The sequence below is a fragment of the Streptomyces sp. RKAG293 genome (genome assembly GCF_023701745.1).
Classification (GTDB): domain Bacteria; phylum Actinomycetota; class Actinomycetes; order Streptomycetales; family Streptomycetaceae; genus Actinacidiphila.
The window spans coordinates 4151186-4167968 of the sequence record NZ_JAJOZB010000001.1 but is presented as its reverse complement, the minus strand read 5'-3'; the positions used below and the strand labels follow the sequence as shown (position 1 = coordinate 4167968).

Here is a 16783-nt window from a genome sequence, read left to right as displayed (position 1 = left end):
GCGGTGCCTCAGTGGGCGGTGGCCGCCTGGTTGAACCGGTCGCCCGGGTGCAGGGCCTCACCGATGTGCTGTGGAACCGACCATAGCTTCGGTGCGATCTTGATCCCGGCGTCGATACCGCGGCCGAGGCCGGACATCGGGTTGATCGCCCACTTGCCCTTGCTGATGAGGTCCAGGCCGCGGGTGCCGAGCCACTGGCCCTTGGCGTAGTTCTGCTCGGCGACCAGGCCGAGCCGGCCCATCGTGCCCTCGGCCTTGATCAGACCGCCGCTCTTGAGGCCCCACAGGCCGATCGTCTTGCCCTTGACGGTGAAGCTGACGGCGCCGGCCACCCGGTCGCCGACACCGACGATGTTGCGGCCGATGGTCGTCACCCCGCGGAAGCCTTCGCCGAGTTCGGCCGCGCGGCCGGCCGCCACGGCGCCGTCGGCGACCTTGACGCCCTTGGAGAACGCCCCGAGGCCGGGGACCGCGCCGAGCGCGTCCAGCCCGATGGACATCCAGCTGACATCCGCGCCGGCCGCCTTGGCGACGAGGTGCGCCACCAGGGCGAGGGCGCTGGTGGCCACCGCCGCGCCCGCGAAGATCGCTCCGAGCGGCTCGAACGGGGCGGTGATGATGGCGAGCATGCCGAGGATGCCGCTGAGGTCGCCGAGCAGGTCACCGATCATCTTGATCATGTCGGCGTGGTCCTGGACCCACTTGACCGTGTCGTTCCAGGCGCCCTCGACGCCGCTGACCATGCGGTGGAAGAGGCCCGGCTTGTCGGGCGCCATGTCGCCGGCCTTGTCGAGGTCGTGACTGACGGACTGGGCGGCCCGGGTGAAGCGGTTGTGGAGTTCCTCGGCCCGGTGCCGGACGCCCTGCATGGCCGTGTCGGCGTCGGTGACGTCCTTGTGCTTCTTCTTGTTCTCGTCGGCGGCCGTGGGACTGGGGGAGGCGCCGGGCTGGGGGTGCGGGGTCTCGGTGCCGCTCGGGGTGGCGGTGGGGCCGGAGCCCAGCGCCCGCTTGGCGTCGTCGAGGGTGCCCTGCTTGGTCGCGGCCTCGCGCTCCAGCGCGGCGGCCTCGTCCTGGAAACCGTGCAGTTGCTCGGCCCAGCCGCCGATCGCGGTGGCGGCGCGGCCGAAGGAGTCGTGCGCCTTCTTGATCAACGGGGTGACGTCATGGGATATGTGCTGGCTGAAGGCCTTGGCCGCCTCGCCCTTCCAGTAACCGCACTCGATCTGCTGCAGCTCGCTGACGGTCGTCGTCAACTCGGTCGTCAGATCGCCCAGTTGCCGGGACAGCGCCCGGGTCTGCTCGACGTCGCCGGGCGTCGGATCGAACCCGAGGTGGGGGAAACTGCGGGTCACGAGCACTTGCCTTCCGGCTTGAGGGAGTTGGCGAGCTGGAGATCGGCGTCGTCGAAGGTCTTGCCGATCTGGTCGATCATCTGGACCGCGGTGTCTGCGTGCTCGCCGATCTGCTTGACGCCGTACTTCCACTCGTCCGCGAAGTCGTGCACGTCGTCGATGAGCTTGGGCGCCCCGACGCCCTCACCGTTGGCGTTGCCCATGGTCCGGCTGACGTTCTCCATGCGATGCGCGATGGTGGAGAACGTTCTGCGCAGGTCCCCCATCACGGTTCCGTTGATCTGCAGATCACCCATGGTTCATCCCGTTGAATTCGTTGAACGATTTGTCGGTCCGGACCTTTCGGACGGTCACATCCGTGGTCCTGAAGAACGTGCCGGCCGGGGGGTCCTCATCGATTGTCCGTCCGGGCCGCCCCAGCTGATCTTCCAAATGATGGAGATCCTGCGTGGATACGGTGTCCCGTTCGTCATCCGCCCGTCAGACGACGTCACACGGCTGTGACGTCACTCGTGCGGCTGATGGTTCCCCACCCTACGCACGGGCCGAAAGGTGAGGGGGACCGCATCCGGGGGGCGAAACCCGGCGCAATAGGCTGCCACGTCGGGGCGACCCGACCATACGTATGCGTACACAGGAGACGGGGGTGGCTGTTGATGCAGCCATTGGAGCCGGAAGACCCGCAGAGCCTAGGGGCGTACCGCCTGTTGGGACGGCTTGGCGCCGGCGGCATGGGACGGGTCTATCTCGCCCGGTCGCCGGGCGGCCGGACCGTCGCCGTGAAGGTGGTCCGTCCTGAACTGGCCGAGGACGCGCAGTTCCGTGCGCGGTTCCGGCACGAGGTCGAGATCGCGCGCGCGGTCTCCGGGGCCTATACGGCGCCTGTCGTCGACGCCGACACCGAGGGGCGGCTGCCGTGGCTGGCGACCGCGTACGTACTCGGCCCGCCGCTCAACGAGGTGATCGAGCAGCACGGCCCGCTGCCCGAGGCGTCCGTGCGCGCGCTGGGTGCCGGGCTGGCCGAGGCGCTCGTGGTGATCCACGGCGCGGGACTCGTGCACCGGGACCTGAAGCCGTCCAACGTGCTGCTGGCCGCGGACGGGCCACGGGTGATCGACTTCGGTATCGCGCGGGCCGTCGACGGCGACCGGATGACCAGTACGGGCGTGGTCGTCGGCTCGCCCGGGTTCATACCGCCCGAGCAGGCGGTCGGCGAGGTGGCCGGGCCTGCGGGCGATGTCTTCTCGCTGGGCGTGGTGCTGGCGTACGCGGCCACCGGCCAGCAGCCGTTCGGGATCGGGACGGCGGCTTCGCTGCTCTATCAGGTGGTGCACGGCATCCCCAATCTGACCGAAGTGCCCGCCTCGCTGCGGCCGTTGGTGCTGGCGTGCCTGCAGAAGGATCCGGCGCAGCGGCCGACGCCGCAGCAGATCAGCGAGGCGCTGGCACCGGACGGTGCCGCCTCCGTACTGCACAACTGGCTGCCGGGCCCGGTCTCCTCGACCATCGCGCAGCACGCCTCGCGGATCCTCGACCTGGACACCCCCGCCCACGGGACGGGCGCGGCCACCGTGCCGGAGGGACCGCCACGCACGCCGACCACCCTCGACCAGACGGCGCTGGAGCCCGCTTCACGTGCTTCCGGGTCGCGCTCCCGGCGCGGGTTCCTCGCCCTTGGCGCGGGTGTCGCGGTCGCGGCGGCGGGCGGCGGGGCCGTGTGGGCGTTCGGCGGGAAGGAGGGGAAGGGCGGGAAGGACCCGGTGGTCGATCCGACCGGCCGAGTGACGAACAGCAGCGGTCCCACGCCGGATCCGGTGTTCACCACCCCGGCGAGCGGTATGAGCCCGAAGGCGCTGTGGCGCAAGCAGGCCCAATCGCTGAGCCTGCAATACGGCGTCCCGGCCATGGCGTACGGCAACCTGATGATCATCTGTGGCAACCCGCTGATCGCGCACGACATCGGCACCGGTGAACTGAAGTGGTCCACCCCGGAGGTCGCGGACCTTTCGCATGAACTGGTGAGCGGCCACGATCTGCTGTTCTTCATGAGCCCTGAGGCCAACGGTGACTTCGTCGGCATCAGCCCGGTGAACGGCAAGGAGGCCTGGCGCAGCAACCTGGGCGGACGGCTCACCGACCCGAAGCCGATCGCCGCCGACGACAAGCACGTGTATCTCATCGCCACCATCCAGGATCCCAACGCCACCGAGACCAGCAAGACCCGGACGGTGGTGGCCGCCGTCGACATCGGCACCCGCAAGATGCTGTGGCAGCAGGAACGTGACCCGGGCGCCGGTGACTGGGACGTCTCGGCGACGACCGACGGCAGCTATCTCGTCTACGCCGACAACAACTACAACGTGACGGTTCGCGAGGTGGCGCACGGCAACCAGGTGTGGACGAAGAAGGTGGGCGAGGACGCCGCCTACCGGCCGGTCCTGCACGGTGACAAGGTCGTCATCGGCGGCAAGTCCATGCGCGGCTACGACCTGAAGAGCGGCGCCGAGCGCTGGTCGGTACCCGCACAGCACAAGAACGGCTTCAGCTCCCCGCTCTCCTCCGCCGACGGTGTGGTGTACGGCGCCGTGGTGTTGAAGGGCGTCTGGGCGGTCGACGCGCAGAGCGGGAAGGTGCTTTGGCAGCGCGAACTCACCGACGGGACCGGGCCGTTGCAGTTCGTACGGGCCGGGGACTCCGTCTATGGAGTGTCGTACTTCCAGGAGGGAGGCATCTTCGCCTTCAACGCCAAGAACGGTGCCCCGCGCTGGATCTACCGGAACAGCGCCAACGACGGCCTCTCCGAGGACAAGGGTGGCGCCGGCGTCTGGACCCTCACCGCCGCGGGCAAGCGCCTGCTGGTGGTCCACGGGGACCTGCTGTACGCGCTGCCCGCCGTCTGACGGGCTTGTCCCTTGGCACATGGGCTCGTCCCACCACAGGCGTGATTCGCCTGTGGTGGGACGGCCTGGCCTCGAGGCCGTCAGGCCAGCGGCACCGTCACCGTGCGCGGTTCGCCGTCGCCCAGGTGCAGGAGCGCGCGGCCGGGGGTGACCTGACCGCCGGCGCTGCTGCGGGCGAGGCGGACGCCGATCAGCTCGCCGCTCATCGTCTGCTGCGGTGAGAGCAGCGCGCCTCGGCGGGCCTTCTTCGCGTCGACCTGCCAGCCGGAGAAGCCGGAGCAGATGTCCTCCTCGCTGCCGGCCAGCACGAGCGCCCGGCGCAGGTCCGTGCCGCGCGCGATGATGTCGCGCAGGACGTCCTTGGCGTCGATGTCGCGCAGCAGCTCGGCGTCGTCGAGGAGGACGACGGCCGGGCTCCCGCCCGCCGCTTCCAGCGCCTTGGTCAGATCCTCGGCGGACAGATCGCTCTCGGTGAAGACCCCCAGCACCCCTTCGGTGCCCGCGAGGTCGCGCAGCGGCGACGGCCGCGGTGCGACGACGATGATGCGGGAACCCTGCTTGAGAAAGCTGCGGGCGAGCGACAACAAGACCGTGCTGCGGCCGGACTTGCCGGGGCCGCCGATGACGAACGCCGGCAGGCCGTCGGACAGGTCGGGGCCGTAGCCCATGATCTCGTCGCCGCCGACGCCGACCAGCCCCCACAGAGGGGAGCGGGCGGCATCGGTGTCGCGCATCTCCCAGGCGTCGGCGAACGACAGCCGCGACGGCAGCACGTCGACCTTGAACGGCCGCCGCGAGCGCGGCACGTCGGCGTCCCGTTCCAGGACCGCCGACCCGATGGCGGTGATCGCGGCGGCCTGGCCTTGCCCCGACGCGTCCGGGGCGAGCAGCGCGACCTGCGTCTCGATGCCGGACTCGGCGCGGTAGGCGCGGCCGGGGGCTATCTCGTCCGGGACCTTGCGGGGGTTGACGCTGATGAGGGAGAAGTCGGAGCGGTCCGAGAGCCGGAACGCCATCTTGTCCTCGGTGAGGGTGGCGATCCGGCCCGCCATCAGCGTCCGGTCACCGGTGATGATCACGTGGATGCCGACGCTCGCGCCCTCGCGGAGCATCGTGAACAGGTCGTCGGTCAGCGCCCCGTGGTCGAGTTCGCCGAGCGAGGGCAGCCAGCCCTCCCAGCGGTCGAGCAGCACGACGATGTGCGCGAGCTGGTCCTCCTCGGGGACACCGCCGCGCTGCTCGCCGATGTCCGCGTAGCCGTCGGCGGCCAGCACCTCCTGGCGGCGGGTCATCTCGGCCTTGAGGCGGCCGATCAGCCGGATCGCGCGCTCGGTCTGCGCACGGCCGACGACCGCGCCGCAGTGCGGCAGCCGGGACAGCGCGTTGAGTGCGCCGTTCCCGCAGTCGATGCCGTAGATGTGCACGTCCCGGACGCTGTGCGTACGGGCCAGTGAGCCGGCGATGGTGCGCAGCAGCTGGGAGCGTCCGGAGCGCGGGGCGCCGGCGACCAGCAGATGGCCGAAGGTGCTGAAGTCCACGGCGACCGGGCGCCTGGCCTGCAGCGCCGGAAGGTCCTCGATGCCGTACGGCGCGGGCGGAAGCGCGCCCGTCGCGGCGGGTACCGGCAGGTCGTCGAGGAGCAGGGTGTCGGGGAGCGCGGGCAGCCACGGGCTGTGCTGGGGCGGGATGCCGAGCCGTTCGTTGGCTTCGCAGACCGCCTCGACCAGCACCTTCAGGTCGGTGATCTCGTCCTCCTCGCCCTTGGCGCCGGCGGGGCGCCGCGGTACGGGGCGGCCGAGCTGCGACCACTCGACGAGGCCCACCCAGGGGGAGGCGACCGTCGGATCCACGGCGCCGGGGCGCCGGCCGCCGACGCGTCCGGACTGGAACGGCACGAGCGAGGTCGCCCCGAGCCGGACGTAGGCCCGGCCCGGGGTGGACTTGGAGATGGTGCCGGCGTCGGGGGCGTCGATGACGTCGGACGATTCGCTGGCGTCGGTGACGCGGAGGGCGATGCGGAGGTTGGTGTTGGCGCGGATCTCGGGGGAGACGACGCCGGAGGGGCGCTGGGTGGCGAGGATGAGGTGGATGCCGAGCGAACGGCCTCGCTGGGCGATGTTGACCAGGCCGGTGACGAAGTCGGGCAGCTCACGGACCATCGAGGCGAACTCGTCGATGACGATGAGGAGCCGCGGCATCGGCTTGAGGCCGGGCTGCCGCTTCATCAGGTCCGTGTAGTCCTCGATGTCCTTGGCCCCGGCCTCGGCCAGGATGTGCTCGCGGCGCTTGAGTTCGGCGCCGAGCGATTCCAGGGCGCGCTCGACGAGGTGCGCGTCGAGGTCGGTGACCATGCCGACGGTGTGCGGGAGTTGCACACAGTCCTTGAACGCCGAGCCGCCCTTGTAGTCGATGAGGACGAACGTCATCGCTTCCGGGGTGTTGGCGACGGCGAGCGACGCGACGATGGTCTGCAGCAGCTCCGACTTGCCGGAACCGGTGGTGCCGGCGATGAGCCCGTGCGGCCCGTCCTTGCGGATGTCGATCGCGAACGGCCCGTCGTAGGACTCCCCGACCACCGCCTGCGTCGAGATGGGGCTGAGCCGCCAGCGCGCGGCGATCGCGTCGCCGGTCGGCGGTTCCAGCTCCAGTACGTCCAGCAGCCGGCTGGAGCCGGGGATCGCCGAGTCCTCCGCGTCGCCGCTGATGTCGCGGATGGGGGAGAGGCAGCGGGCGAGCCGCGCGCACCAGGCGGGCGACACCAGGTCGGGGCGGACCTTGCGGAGCCGCGCGGCTCCGCTCTGGTCCACGCGCAGCCGGAACGAGCCGGCGGCGGGCTCCACAGCGGTGGCCGTGGACGCCTGGCTGCCTTCGTACCAGGCGTTCAGAGACGGGAAGCCACCCCGCTGGGCCGCCGCTTGCCCGACGGGCGCCTGTCCCTGGGCCGGGATCTGGTTCTGGTGCGGGGACGGGTTCTGGGCGGGCGTCTCGAACTCCGCGATCACCACGGCCTGGCACTCGCCCGGCAGGAAGCGTTCTTCCGAGTCCAGGCACAGCGCGTACATGCCGACTGCCGGACCCTCCCGGAGCAGTGCGACGACGCCGGGCAGCGACCGCAGGCGCCGCGAGCCGTCGAAGACCACCACGATGTCCGGGTCCTTGAAGAACGCGGCATGGTTGGAGGCGCTGCCCGCCTTCTGCTTGGCCTTCTGGCGTCCGTCGAGTATCGACGTCAGCTCGGCGATCCGGGCCGCCACCGTTTCGGCGTCCGTGCCGAGCAGCGCGCTCGCGTCCTGCCCGTCGGTCGGCCGCGAATGCGGCAGCCAGCGCACCCAGTCCCAGCTCTCCTGTCCCGACGCGTCGGTCAGTACGTAGAACTGCACGTCCATCGGGCTGTGCAGGGCCGCGGCCTGCGCCACCGCCCAACGGCCCATCGCCCGCACGCTGTCGCCGGGCGCGGCGAAACCGACCACGCCGAGCCGGCGCAACTCCACCGCGACCGGTGCGTCATCGATCTCCCAGGCGACCTGCCTGCGGTGCTCGTCCTGCTCGGGGTCGTCCAGCACGACCTCCGACGGGAGCTTCGCGGTGCCGACGCGCAGCAGCAGGTGATCGGTGTCGCTGCGGCGGCGCTCCCAGAGCCGGGTGCGCGGCCCGGTCGCGGTGTTGAGCACCGTCGCCGGGTCGGGGGACGCGGCGGCCCGGTCCTGCCGCTCGGCCTGGAGGGCTTCCTGCGCGTCCGTCTCGATGCGCTCCTTGTGGGCGCGGTACTCCGTGACGGTCTTCGTGTGCGACTTGCGGCCGTTCTTCTTGTCCATGAAGTAGTTGCCGATCATCACCATCGGACTGACGACCGCCATGAGCAGGTACATCATCCGGTGCATCATGAACGCCATCGTCACGGACATGACCAGCGGCATCAGCGCCATCAGCCACGGCAGCGGCCGGGCGTTGATGTCCCCGGGGGGCGACGGCAGCCGGAAGAGCGTGGTGCGCTCGGGCGGCAGCATGCGCGGCGGCCGGTTGTAGTCGAGGGTGCTGCCGTCGTCGCCCGGGTGCAGGGCGGCGTTCGGCGGGATGTACGGGCCCAGTTCCAGCAGCGAGTTGCCGAGCGCGATCTGCTCGCCCAGAGGCCAGTCGCGGGTGGCGCCGTCGATCGCGACCTGGCACGTGCCGCCCATCCCGACGGAGAGCACGGCCGCGCGCTCCGCCAGTTCCGAGTCCTCGATCCGGATCCGGACCGATGTGCCGCGCCCGATCTCCACCCGGCCGATGCCCAGCCGGTGCACCGCCCCGGCGTCCGGCCCGCCCGCCACCCGCAGTTCGACCACGCCGGCCGGCTCGCCCGGCAGACAGCCCGCCGGGTCGTAGAGGCTCACGACCGCGCCCTCGCGCAGCGGTGACTCCGCCACGGTCCGCGCCGGATCCACGGCGTACCCGTCCACGTACAACGCGGGCGATCCCGGCTGCCGGGCCGTTCCGCCGCTGATCGAGATGATCGCCGCGCCGTCCCCGCCGACCTGTCGGTCCAGCTCCCGCGCGATGTCGGCCACGGTCGACGCCGCGTCGGCGTCCAGCACGACATCCGCCCGGTTGCCGCCGAGCGGATCCACCACGGTCAGTGTCAGTCGCACGATCGTCCTCCGGGGGGTCCGACTAGGTCATACGGACGATATCCGCCCCACGAGTCCCAGGAACAGCCGCGCCGGGGATGCGAGGGTGCTGCGCCGCTGGTACGGCGGTCGCAGGGCCGGTTCGCAGAAAGTTGTCCACAGGCGGATCCGGGGGAGGAAAGGGACGAGTCATCATCAGTACATGACCGCGAACCGAGTCTCACGGCGAACCCGTCCCGCTACCTCTCCCCGCGATGGTCACGCCCTCGCCCATCTCCGCCAGGACGGCGTCGCGACCGTCCGCCAACTGCGAGTCCTAGGTGTGGGAAGCGGGGTCCTCGCCCACCGATGCCGCCCCGGCGGCCCGTGGCAGCGACTGCTGCCGCGCACCTACCTCTTCCACAACGGGCCCCCGACCGCACGACAACGGACCAGAGCGGCGCTCCTGTACGCGGGCGAGGGCGCGATGCTCACCGGGCCCGAGGCGTTACGGCTCTTCGGCCTGCGCTATGTCCCGCCCCTGCCGGGGACGCATGTGCTCGTACCCTGCAACCGGTACACCGGCAGCCGGGACTTCGTCACCGTCCTGCGCTCCCGGCACGTACCGAGGCCCCGCAACGTCGCCGGCTTCCCCACCGCGCCGCTGCCGCGGGCGCTGGTGGACACCACCCGGCTCGGAGCCGACCTCCAGCAGGTCAGGGCCGCCTGCGCCGAGGCCGTCCAGCGCGGCCGCTGCTCCGTCGAAGCGCTCACCGAGGAGATCCTCGGCACCTCGGCCCGCGGCATCGCCCCGATCCGCGCCGTCATACAGGAGCTGCTCGCCGGAGTCCGCTCCGTCTCCGAGGCCCAGGCCCGCGAAGTGCTGCGCACCGGCGGCCTGCCGGAACCACTCTGGAACGCCACCCTGCTGCTCGCCGACGGCACGTTCCTCGCCACCCCCGACGGCTACTGGCCGGACACCGGTGTGGTCCTGGAGATCGACTCCCGCGAGTACCACCTCAGCCCGGCCGACTGGCACCGCACCATGAACCGCCGCAACCACCTGGCGTCCCACGGCCTTCACCCCCTGGCCTTCACCCCAGCCCAACTCCGCCACACCCCGACCACCGTGATCCGCCACATCGCCCAGGCCCTGACCACGTACGGGGGCTGTGCGCCGGGGCATATCCGGGCGGTGCCGATCGGTTAGGCGCGCGCGTCAACAGTGCGGCGGTCGGGCAGCCGCTTCGCGGTCATGGCCGACCGCGAGAGGCGTCGGCCATGACCGGCCGGACTACGACGTCGGCTTGCCGACGGCCTGGATCTCCTGGACGGCGACGGGCTGGTCGAATGTCGAGTAGCCGTCCGGCAGGCGCTGCCCCGCGCCGATCTGGGGCGTGGCGGTCGGTGTCCAGCTGACGGTCCAGGTGATGCGGGCCCTGAGGGTGTACCCGCCACCGCCGGTCGTCGCCTTCCGGTACGTGATGTTGCATGCGGCGCCCGAGGTGTCGACCTGGTAGGCGGCACCCGATTTGGCGAAGGTGTAGTCGCACGACTGGGGGTCGGCGTACTGGGTTCCGGCGTCGATGTGCAGCGCCGAGGGGACGGCGACCACGGTGGCGGCGAGGTTCACAGCTGGCAGCGCGGCGGTCACCCAGACCGGGTCCACGGGATCGTCGAACTTGATGAAGGTGGGCAGGTTGACCTTCTGGCCCGCTGCAGCGGGACTCAAAGTCACCTGGCGCGAGGGCAGCTTGGTCGCGCCATAGGCGGCTTTGGAGAGCATCTCAGCGGTGATGACGGGACCGGTGGGCGGATCGGCGGGTCCGATCCATTGCCAGGAAGGCGATGCCGAGCACAAGGGGGAGCCGGGCGGGAGACGGTCGTTCTGCACGAGCAGCCACCACGTACCCTTGTCGCCCTTGTGGTAGTGGATCGCCTCCATTTCCGACCGTATTTGGTAGTAGTAGTCGTAGACCGTATCCGAGCCGTTCTGTCCGGCTTCGGTGTACTTGGCCATGAGATAGGCGTCGAACTCTTCGGGCGTGTAGAAGGGCTCGTACCAGCACGGGGGTGCGGTCCAGTTCACGTCGGAGGAGGCGATGGGCTTGGCGTCCTTGCCGTCGCTGCTGCCGGACCACTTGACCTGAGACTTGATCACGGTATTGGTCGGAGCGGGCGTCCCAGGGGTGGGCGGCAACGTGTCCTTGGCCACGGCGGGCGAGACGGTGGTGGCGAGGACGGCCAGGCACATCCCCAGGCCGACGATGCCGTACTTGTAAGGCCACTTCAGCTGCGGCATTCCTTGACGCCCTCCGTGTAGGTGTAGTTGAGCACCTGCCAATCACCTGCTGCGTTCTTTGAAAGGACCATGTTCCAGCGGCTGAAGTCCGCGAGGGACGGAGTCGTCGACACGGCCTTGCCCGTCTTGCGATTCTTCGAGAACGCCTTGCTCTGGTCCTCGCAGAGCAGCACGCTCGCCTTGTCCTTGCCGGTGATCTGCACCGTCGGCTGGTAGTAGCGGTACGTTCCGGTGACGGTCATTCCGCTCTTGCCGAACTTGATCACCGAGTCGGCGAGTTGGGCGCCTTGGAGCCCGGCGAAGTAGCGCTTGAGGTTCGCGCTCTTCGCGCCGCTGGCCTTGGCCTCGACCCACGAGGTCATCGCGAAGGAGCTGTCCCGCAGCACGGCCTTCTTCGCGGCATCCGTGCTCTCGAACCCGTCGACCTGGACCTTGACGTCGGCCGGCAGCTTGAACGTCGGCGCGTTCGGTTCCGCTGCGGCCGCCGAGGTGGTCGGAGCTGCGGTCGGGGTGGTGGTCGGGACGCCGGAGATTCCTTCGGAGGGTTTGGCGTCGCTGCCGCAGGCGGTCAGGGCCAGGGCCAGGGCCGTGGCCGTGGCGAGGGCGGCGGCGATGGGCGGCGTGCTGCGGGTCACGATGGGGTCCCCCGTGTGATGCGCGGACAGAGCGTTGAGGCTCGACGCTACCGGTGATGTCCGAGCGGTTATAGGGACCCTGCCCGTTCTGTGACCGGGTCCGTACGCCGGGGTCACATTCCTGACTGAAGTCCGTTCACCGATGAATGATCCCGGACAGTTCTGTTGCGCTTCCGTGAGTCTCCTGTCACACGATGCGCCTTGAGGGTGTTTATGCGGCGCTGATAGCGTGCGGTGACTTGACACCGGCCTGCGGGCTGTCGCCATCCGGAGCGCGACGACCTCTCCCCACGCAGCCAGGAGTCCAAGCACGCCAGCTCGACGGGGGCATTGACGTGAAGATCAGGGAACGTTCCGCTGCAGGTGGCAGTGGTGGTAGGCCGTCTGTGCCCGGGCCGATGATGGGTGGGCCGACGGGTGAGCGGCTGCCGGTCGCGCCGCGGGAGCGGAAGCCGGCGCTGGCGGCGCTCGCCGTACTGCTCATCCTCGTCGGGGCGCTGGGTGCGACGGTGCTGGTCATGCGTGCCGGGAACCGGATTTCGGCGATCGAGATCACCGAACCCGTACCGGCGGGGGAGCGCATTCCGGCTTCGGCGATCCGTGAAGTAATGGTCGCCGATGGTTCGGATATCAGTTATGTGAAGTGGTCGGACCGGACGAGGCTCGCCAACTACCGAGCCGCCGCCGACCTCGTCAAGGGGTCCGTTCTCGTCGGGCCGATGCTCAGCAGTGAGGAAAATCAGCTCAAGGCGGGCAAAGCGATCATCGGGCTCTCCCTCAAGGGCGGGCAGTTCCCCGAGGGGTTGAAGATCGGCGACACGGTCGCGGTCTACCGGGTGGGCAACGACGCGGCGAAGTCCACCGCGGGCAACTCCGGCAACTCCGGCGGCGGGAACACCCTGCTCGCCGACAACGCCAAGGTCAAGGCCGTCCCGGCCGGCGGCGGCGACGGACTCGGGAGCAGCGGCACCGCGTACTCGATCGTCGTCGACCAGAGCGACGCCGGCCCGCTGACGCTGGCCGCGTCCGCCGGCGAGGTCTCGCTGGTGCTCGTTCCCGCCAGCAAGGGCTGAGGCCCGCCATGGCACTTATCGCGATCGCGGCCGACAAGGGTTCGCCCGGTGTGACGACGACGGCTGTCGCCCTCGCCGCCGTCTGGCCGCGCCGCGCGCTGCTCGTCGAGGCGGACCCGTCCGGCGGTGACCTCGTCTACCGCAGCCAGGCCGCGCACGGCGGTGTGCTCGACCCGAACACCGGCATGCTGTCGCTGGCCGCGACGGCCCGCCGCGGGCTGGCCGCGGAACAGCTGTGGGACCACGCGCAGCCGCTGGCCGGGGGCCTCGACGTCGTCGTCGGGCTCGGCGGTTCCGAGCAGGCGGCCGGGCTGGTCGGGCTGTGGCCGACGCTGGGCCGGGCGTTCGCGACGCTCGCCGAGTCGCCGAACGGCGCGGCCGACGTGCTCGCCGACTGCGGCCGGATCGGCGCCGACTCGCCCTCGCTGGAACTGTTCTCGCATGCCGCGCTCGTCCTGCTGGTGTCCCGGACGGAGCCCGAGCAGCTCGCCAGGGTGCGGGACCGCGCCGCGGCGCTCTCCGCCAAGCTGCACGGTTCGCAGCGCGGCGCGGCCGCGCTCGGCTTCCCGCCGATCGGCGTGCTGCTGGTCGCCGAACCGGGACAGAGCGCCCGTATCGTCAGCCAGGTCAACGACATGCTCGTCGCCTCGCAGATCGCCGCCCGCGTCGTCGGCACCCTCGCCCACGACCCGGCGGGTGCCGAGCAGCTGGCCGGCCGCCGCCGTGGCCGGCTCGACAAGTCGCTGCTGATCCGTTCGGCCCGGCAGATCACCGCCGATGTGCCGCACCGGTACGGGGTTCTTCGATGAGCGGGGTTCTCCGATGAGCGCGATGGACCACCAGCTCGTCAAGCGGTTCCGGCAGGACGCGGGTGACCGCATATCCGAGCAGCGCCGCCTCGACCAGGTGTCGGGCGTGCCCGCGATGTCCCCCGAGGACGAGCGGCAGTTCGCCCGCGCGGTCATCGCGCAGATCCTGGAGGACTACGCGCGCGCCGAGATCAACCTCGGCCGCACGCCGCCCAACGCGGAGGCCGAGGAGGCGTACGCGGCGGCCGTGCACGCCGCGCTGTTCGGCGTCGGACGGCTGCAGCCGCTGCTCGACGACCCCGAGGTCGAGAACATCGACATCAACGGCTGTGACCAGGTGTTCGTCGGGTACGCGGACGGCCGCGAACTGAGCGCCGACCCGGTGGCCGAGTCCGACGAGGAGCTCATCGAGCTCATCCAGGTGCTCGGCGCGTACTCGGGCCTGTCGTCGCGCCCCTTCGACTCGGCGAACCCGCAGCTCGACCTGCGGCTCCCGGACGGCTCACGTCTGTCCGCCGTCATGGACGTCACGCGCCGCCCCGCACTCTCCATCCGCCGGGCCCGGCTCGGCAAGGTCTTCCTCTCCGACCTGGTCGGCAACAACACGCTCACCCCGGAACTGCACTCGTTCCTCAGCGCCGCCGTGCTCGCCCGCAAGAACATCATGATCGCGGGCGCCACCAACGCCGGGAAGACGACCCTGCTGCGCGCGCTCGCCAACGTCATCGGGCCGACCGAGCGTCTGATCACCGTCGAGCGGGCGCTGGAGCTCGGGCTCGACCAGTTCCCGGAACTGCACCCGAACGTCGTGGCGTTCGAGGAGCGGCTGCCCAACTCCGAGGGCCAGGGCATGATCTCGATGGCCGAGCTGGTGCGGCGGTCGCTGCGTATGAACCCCTCGCGCGTCATCGTCGGTGAGGTGCTCGGCGACGAGATCGTCACCATGCTCAACGCGATGTCGCAGGGCAACGACGGCTCGCTCTCCACGATCCACGCCAACAGCTCCGCCGAGGTCTTCAACCGCATCTCGACGTACGCCCTCCAGGCGAAGGAGCGGCTGCCCGTCGAGGCGTCCCAGATGCTCGTCGCGGGCGCCATCGACTTCGTCGTCTTCGTGCAGCGGCGCAACGACTTCGAACGCGGCGGCACCCTGCGCCGTGTCGTCACATCCATCCGGGAGGTCAACGGCATCGACGGCCGCGTCCTGTCCAGCGAGGTCTTCGCGGAGGGCCAGGACGGGCGGGCCTACCCGCACGCGCCGCTGTCCTGCCTGGACGAACTCCTCGCCAACGGCTACCAGCCCTCGGGGGTGTGGCGATGATGACCGGTGTGTTCTCCCTGCCCGTGCTGTACGGACTGCTGGCCGGCACGGCCGTCGGCGGCGGTATCGCGCTGTTCGTCGTCGCGCTGCGCGGCTGGGCGCCCAAGCCGGGCGCCGCCAACGACAACGGCAAGCGGGCCGCCGAGCTGGTCCGCTTCCTGTCCACCCGCGGCTCGCTGGCGATCGGCGGCGGACTCGTCGTCCTGGCGCTCACCCGGTGGATGGTGATGGGCGCCGCGACCGGCATCCTCGTCTTCACCTGGGACCGCCTCTTCGGCGGCGCCGCCGAGGAGCGCGCCGCGATGAAGCGCGTCGAGGCGCTCGCCGCCTGGACCGAGTCGCTGCGCGACACCATCGCCGGCGCCGTCGGCCTGGAGCAGGCCATCCCCGCCTCGGCGCGGGCCGCCGCCCCCGCGCTGCGCACCCACCTGGAGGCGCTCGTCGACCGGCTGCGGTCGCGTACTCCCCTCCCGGACGCGCTGCAGCACCTCGCCGACGAGATCAACGACGCCTCCGCCGACATCATCATCGCGGCGCTCATCCTCAACTCGCGCCTCCGCGGCCCGGGTCTGCGCGAGGTCCTCGGCGCCCTCGCCAAGTCGGCCCGCGAGGAGGTCGACATGCGGCAGCGCGTCATGGCGCAGCGCGCGAGCACCCGGCGCAGTGTGCAGATCGTCATCGTGGTGTCGGTGACCTTCGTGCTGGGGCTGGCGATCTTCAACCGGAGCTTCGTCGAGCCGTACGGGACGGCCGTCGGCCAGCTGGTGCTGGGCGTCGTGTGCGCGCTGTTCGCCGCCGGGTTCTGGTGGCTGCGCAATCTGTCGAAGATCGAGACGCCGGAACGGTTCCTGACGCACGCACCCGAGCGACAGGAGATGGGCGCCCGATGAACAGCATCTTCCTGACCGTGACCGTCGGCGCCATCGCCGGTCTCGGCATCTTCGCCCTCGTCCGGGCGCTGATGCCGAACCGCCGTGGTGCGGTCGCGACCGTCGCGCAGATCGACGCGCTGCGCGCGGCGGGGCCGTCGAACGGTCCCGCACCGCGCGCCACCGACCTCAAGGGGCGGCTCGGCCAGCGCGTTTCGGCCTTCTACCTGCAGCAGGGCTGGGAACAGCGCTCCCTGCGGGCGGACCTCGCCGTGCTCGACCGCAGCTGGGACAGCTTCCTCGCCACGAAGGTGATGCTGTCCGCGGTCGGGGTGTTCTTCGGCCCGTTCCTGTTCGCGATCGCCTGGCAGCTCGGCGTCGGCAGCAACCCCGTCATCCCGCTCTGGATGGCGCTGCTCTTCGGCGGTCTCTTCTTCTTCCTGCCGGACGTGGAAGTACGGCGCGACGCCGTCGACAAGCGCCGCGACCTGCGGCGTGTCATCGGTGCGTACCTCGACCTGGTCTCCATGAACCTCGCGGGGGGCCGCGGCCTTCCCGAGGCGCTCATGGCCGCCGCCGAGATCGGCGACGGCTGGGCGCTGCTGCGCATCCGCAACGCCCTCGCGGACGCGCGGATCACCGGCACGAGCCAGTGGGTCGCCCTGGGGCGGCTCGGCGACGAGCTGGGGGTCGAGGAACTCAAGGACCTGTCGGTCACCTTGGGGCTGGTCGCCGACGACGGTGCGAAGGTGCGCGAGTCGCTCGCCTCGCGGGCGGAGACGATGCGGCACCGGGAGCTTTCCGAGATCGAGGGCGGGGCAGGCGAGAAGTCGCAGTCCATGCTCGTGGCCCAGTTGTTGCTCTGTGCGGGCTTCCTGGTCTTCCTGATCTTTCCGGCCGCGATGCGGGTCTTCAAGGTCTGAAACGCCTGAA

12 protein-coding genes are annotated in these 16783 nt (G+C 70.7%); 7 read left to right on the top strand and 5 right to left on the bottom strand.

What is annotated here, in order from left to right; genetic code table 11:
- Positions 1 to 8: 8 nt before the first annotated feature.
- Complete coding sequence (locus LNW72_RS18280; protein ID WP_250976401.1) at positions 9 to 1352, bottom strand: putative T7SS-secreted protein; 1344 nt, start codon at positions 1350 to 1352, stop codon at positions 9 to 11.
- Positions 1349 to 1648 (bottom strand): hypothetical protein, encoded by a 300-nt coding sequence (locus LNW72_RS18275; RefSeq protein ID WP_250976400.1) that lies wholly within the window; start codon positions 1646 to 1648, stop codon positions 1349 to 1351. Before LNW72_RS18275 ends, LNW72_RS18280 begins: the two co-directional genes overlap by 4 nt.
- Before the next feature lie 360 nt (positions 1649 to 2008).
- Here LNW72_RS18275 and LNW72_RS18270 point away from each other — a divergent pair, with 360 nt between their 5' ends.
- Complete coding sequence (locus LNW72_RS18270) at positions 2009 to 4252, top strand: serine/threonine-protein kinase (protein WP_285369619.1); 2244 nt, start codon at positions 2009 to 2011, stop codon at positions 4250 to 4252.
- 80 nt (positions 4253 to 4332) lie between these two features.
- Here the strand turns inward: LNW72_RS18270 and LNW72_RS18265 are convergent, their stop codons facing one another.
- Positions 4333 to 8883, bottom strand: coding sequence for an FtsK/SpoIIIE domain-containing protein (locus LNW72_RS18265; protein WP_250976398.1), 4551 nt, complete (start codon positions 8881 to 8883; stop codon positions 4333 to 4335).
- 181 nt (positions 8884 to 9064) lie between these two features.
- On the opposite strand from LNW72_RS18265, the gene LNW72_RS18260 reads away from it, so the two are divergent.
- On the top strand, positions 9065 to 10051 hold the full coding sequence (locus LNW72_RS18260) for a hypothetical protein (RefSeq protein WP_250976397.1): 987 nt from the start codon (positions 9065 to 9067) through the stop codon (positions 10049 to 10051).
- A gap of 84 nt (positions 10052 to 10135) precedes the next feature.
- Here the strand turns inward: LNW72_RS18260 and LNW72_RS18255 are convergent, their stop codons facing one another.
- A complete protein-coding gene (locus tag LNW72_RS18255) occupies positions 10136 to 11143 on the bottom strand; it encodes a hypothetical protein (RefSeq protein WP_250976396.1) in 1008 nt (335 codons plus the stop codon).
- On the bottom strand, positions 11131 to 11778 hold the full coding sequence (locus tag LNW72_RS18250) for a hypothetical protein (RefSeq protein ID WP_250976395.1): 648 nt from the start codon (positions 11776 to 11778) through the stop codon (positions 11131 to 11133). The genes LNW72_RS18255 and LNW72_RS18250 overlap by 13 nt, the downstream gene beginning before the upstream one ends.
- A 398-nt stretch (positions 11779 to 12176) precedes the next feature.
- Here LNW72_RS18250 and LNW72_RS18245 point away from each other — a divergent pair, with 398 nt between their 5' ends.
- The 5 genes from LNW72_RS18245 to LNW72_RS18225 are packed head-to-tail and all read left to right on the top strand — an operon-like array spanning position 12177 to position 16773.
- Complete coding sequence (locus LNW72_RS18245; protein ID WP_250976394.1) at positions 12177 to 12851, top strand: hypothetical protein; 675 nt, start codon at positions 12177 to 12179, stop codon at positions 12849 to 12851.
- 8 nt (positions 12852 to 12859) lie between these two features.
- Positions 12860 to 13660 carry a hypothetical protein gene (locus tag LNW72_RS18240; protein ID WP_138353523.1) on the top strand — a complete coding sequence of 267 codons (801 nt, stop codon included), beginning with the start codon at positions 12860 to 12862 and terminating at the stop codon, positions 13658 to 13660.
- A 13-nt stretch (positions 13661 to 13673) separates the two neighbouring features.
- Complete coding sequence (locus tag LNW72_RS18235) at positions 13674 to 14981, top strand: ATPase, T2SS/T4P/T4SS family (protein ID WP_250976393.1); 1308 nt, start codon at positions 13674 to 13676, stop codon at positions 14979 to 14981.
- Entirely contained in the window at positions 14981 to 15871 is an 891-nt protein-coding gene (locus LNW72_RS18230) for a type II secretion system F family protein (RefSeq protein ID WP_138353597.1), read from the top strand. The genes LNW72_RS18235 and LNW72_RS18230 overlap by 1 nt, the downstream gene beginning before the upstream one ends.
- A complete protein-coding gene (locus tag LNW72_RS18225) occupies positions 15868 to 16773 on the top strand; it encodes a type II secretion system F family protein (protein ID WP_250976392.1) in 906 nt (301 codons plus the stop codon). The genes LNW72_RS18230 and LNW72_RS18225 overlap by 4 nt, the downstream gene beginning before the upstream one ends.
- The last annotated feature ends 10 nt before the right edge of the window (positions 16774 to 16783 follow it).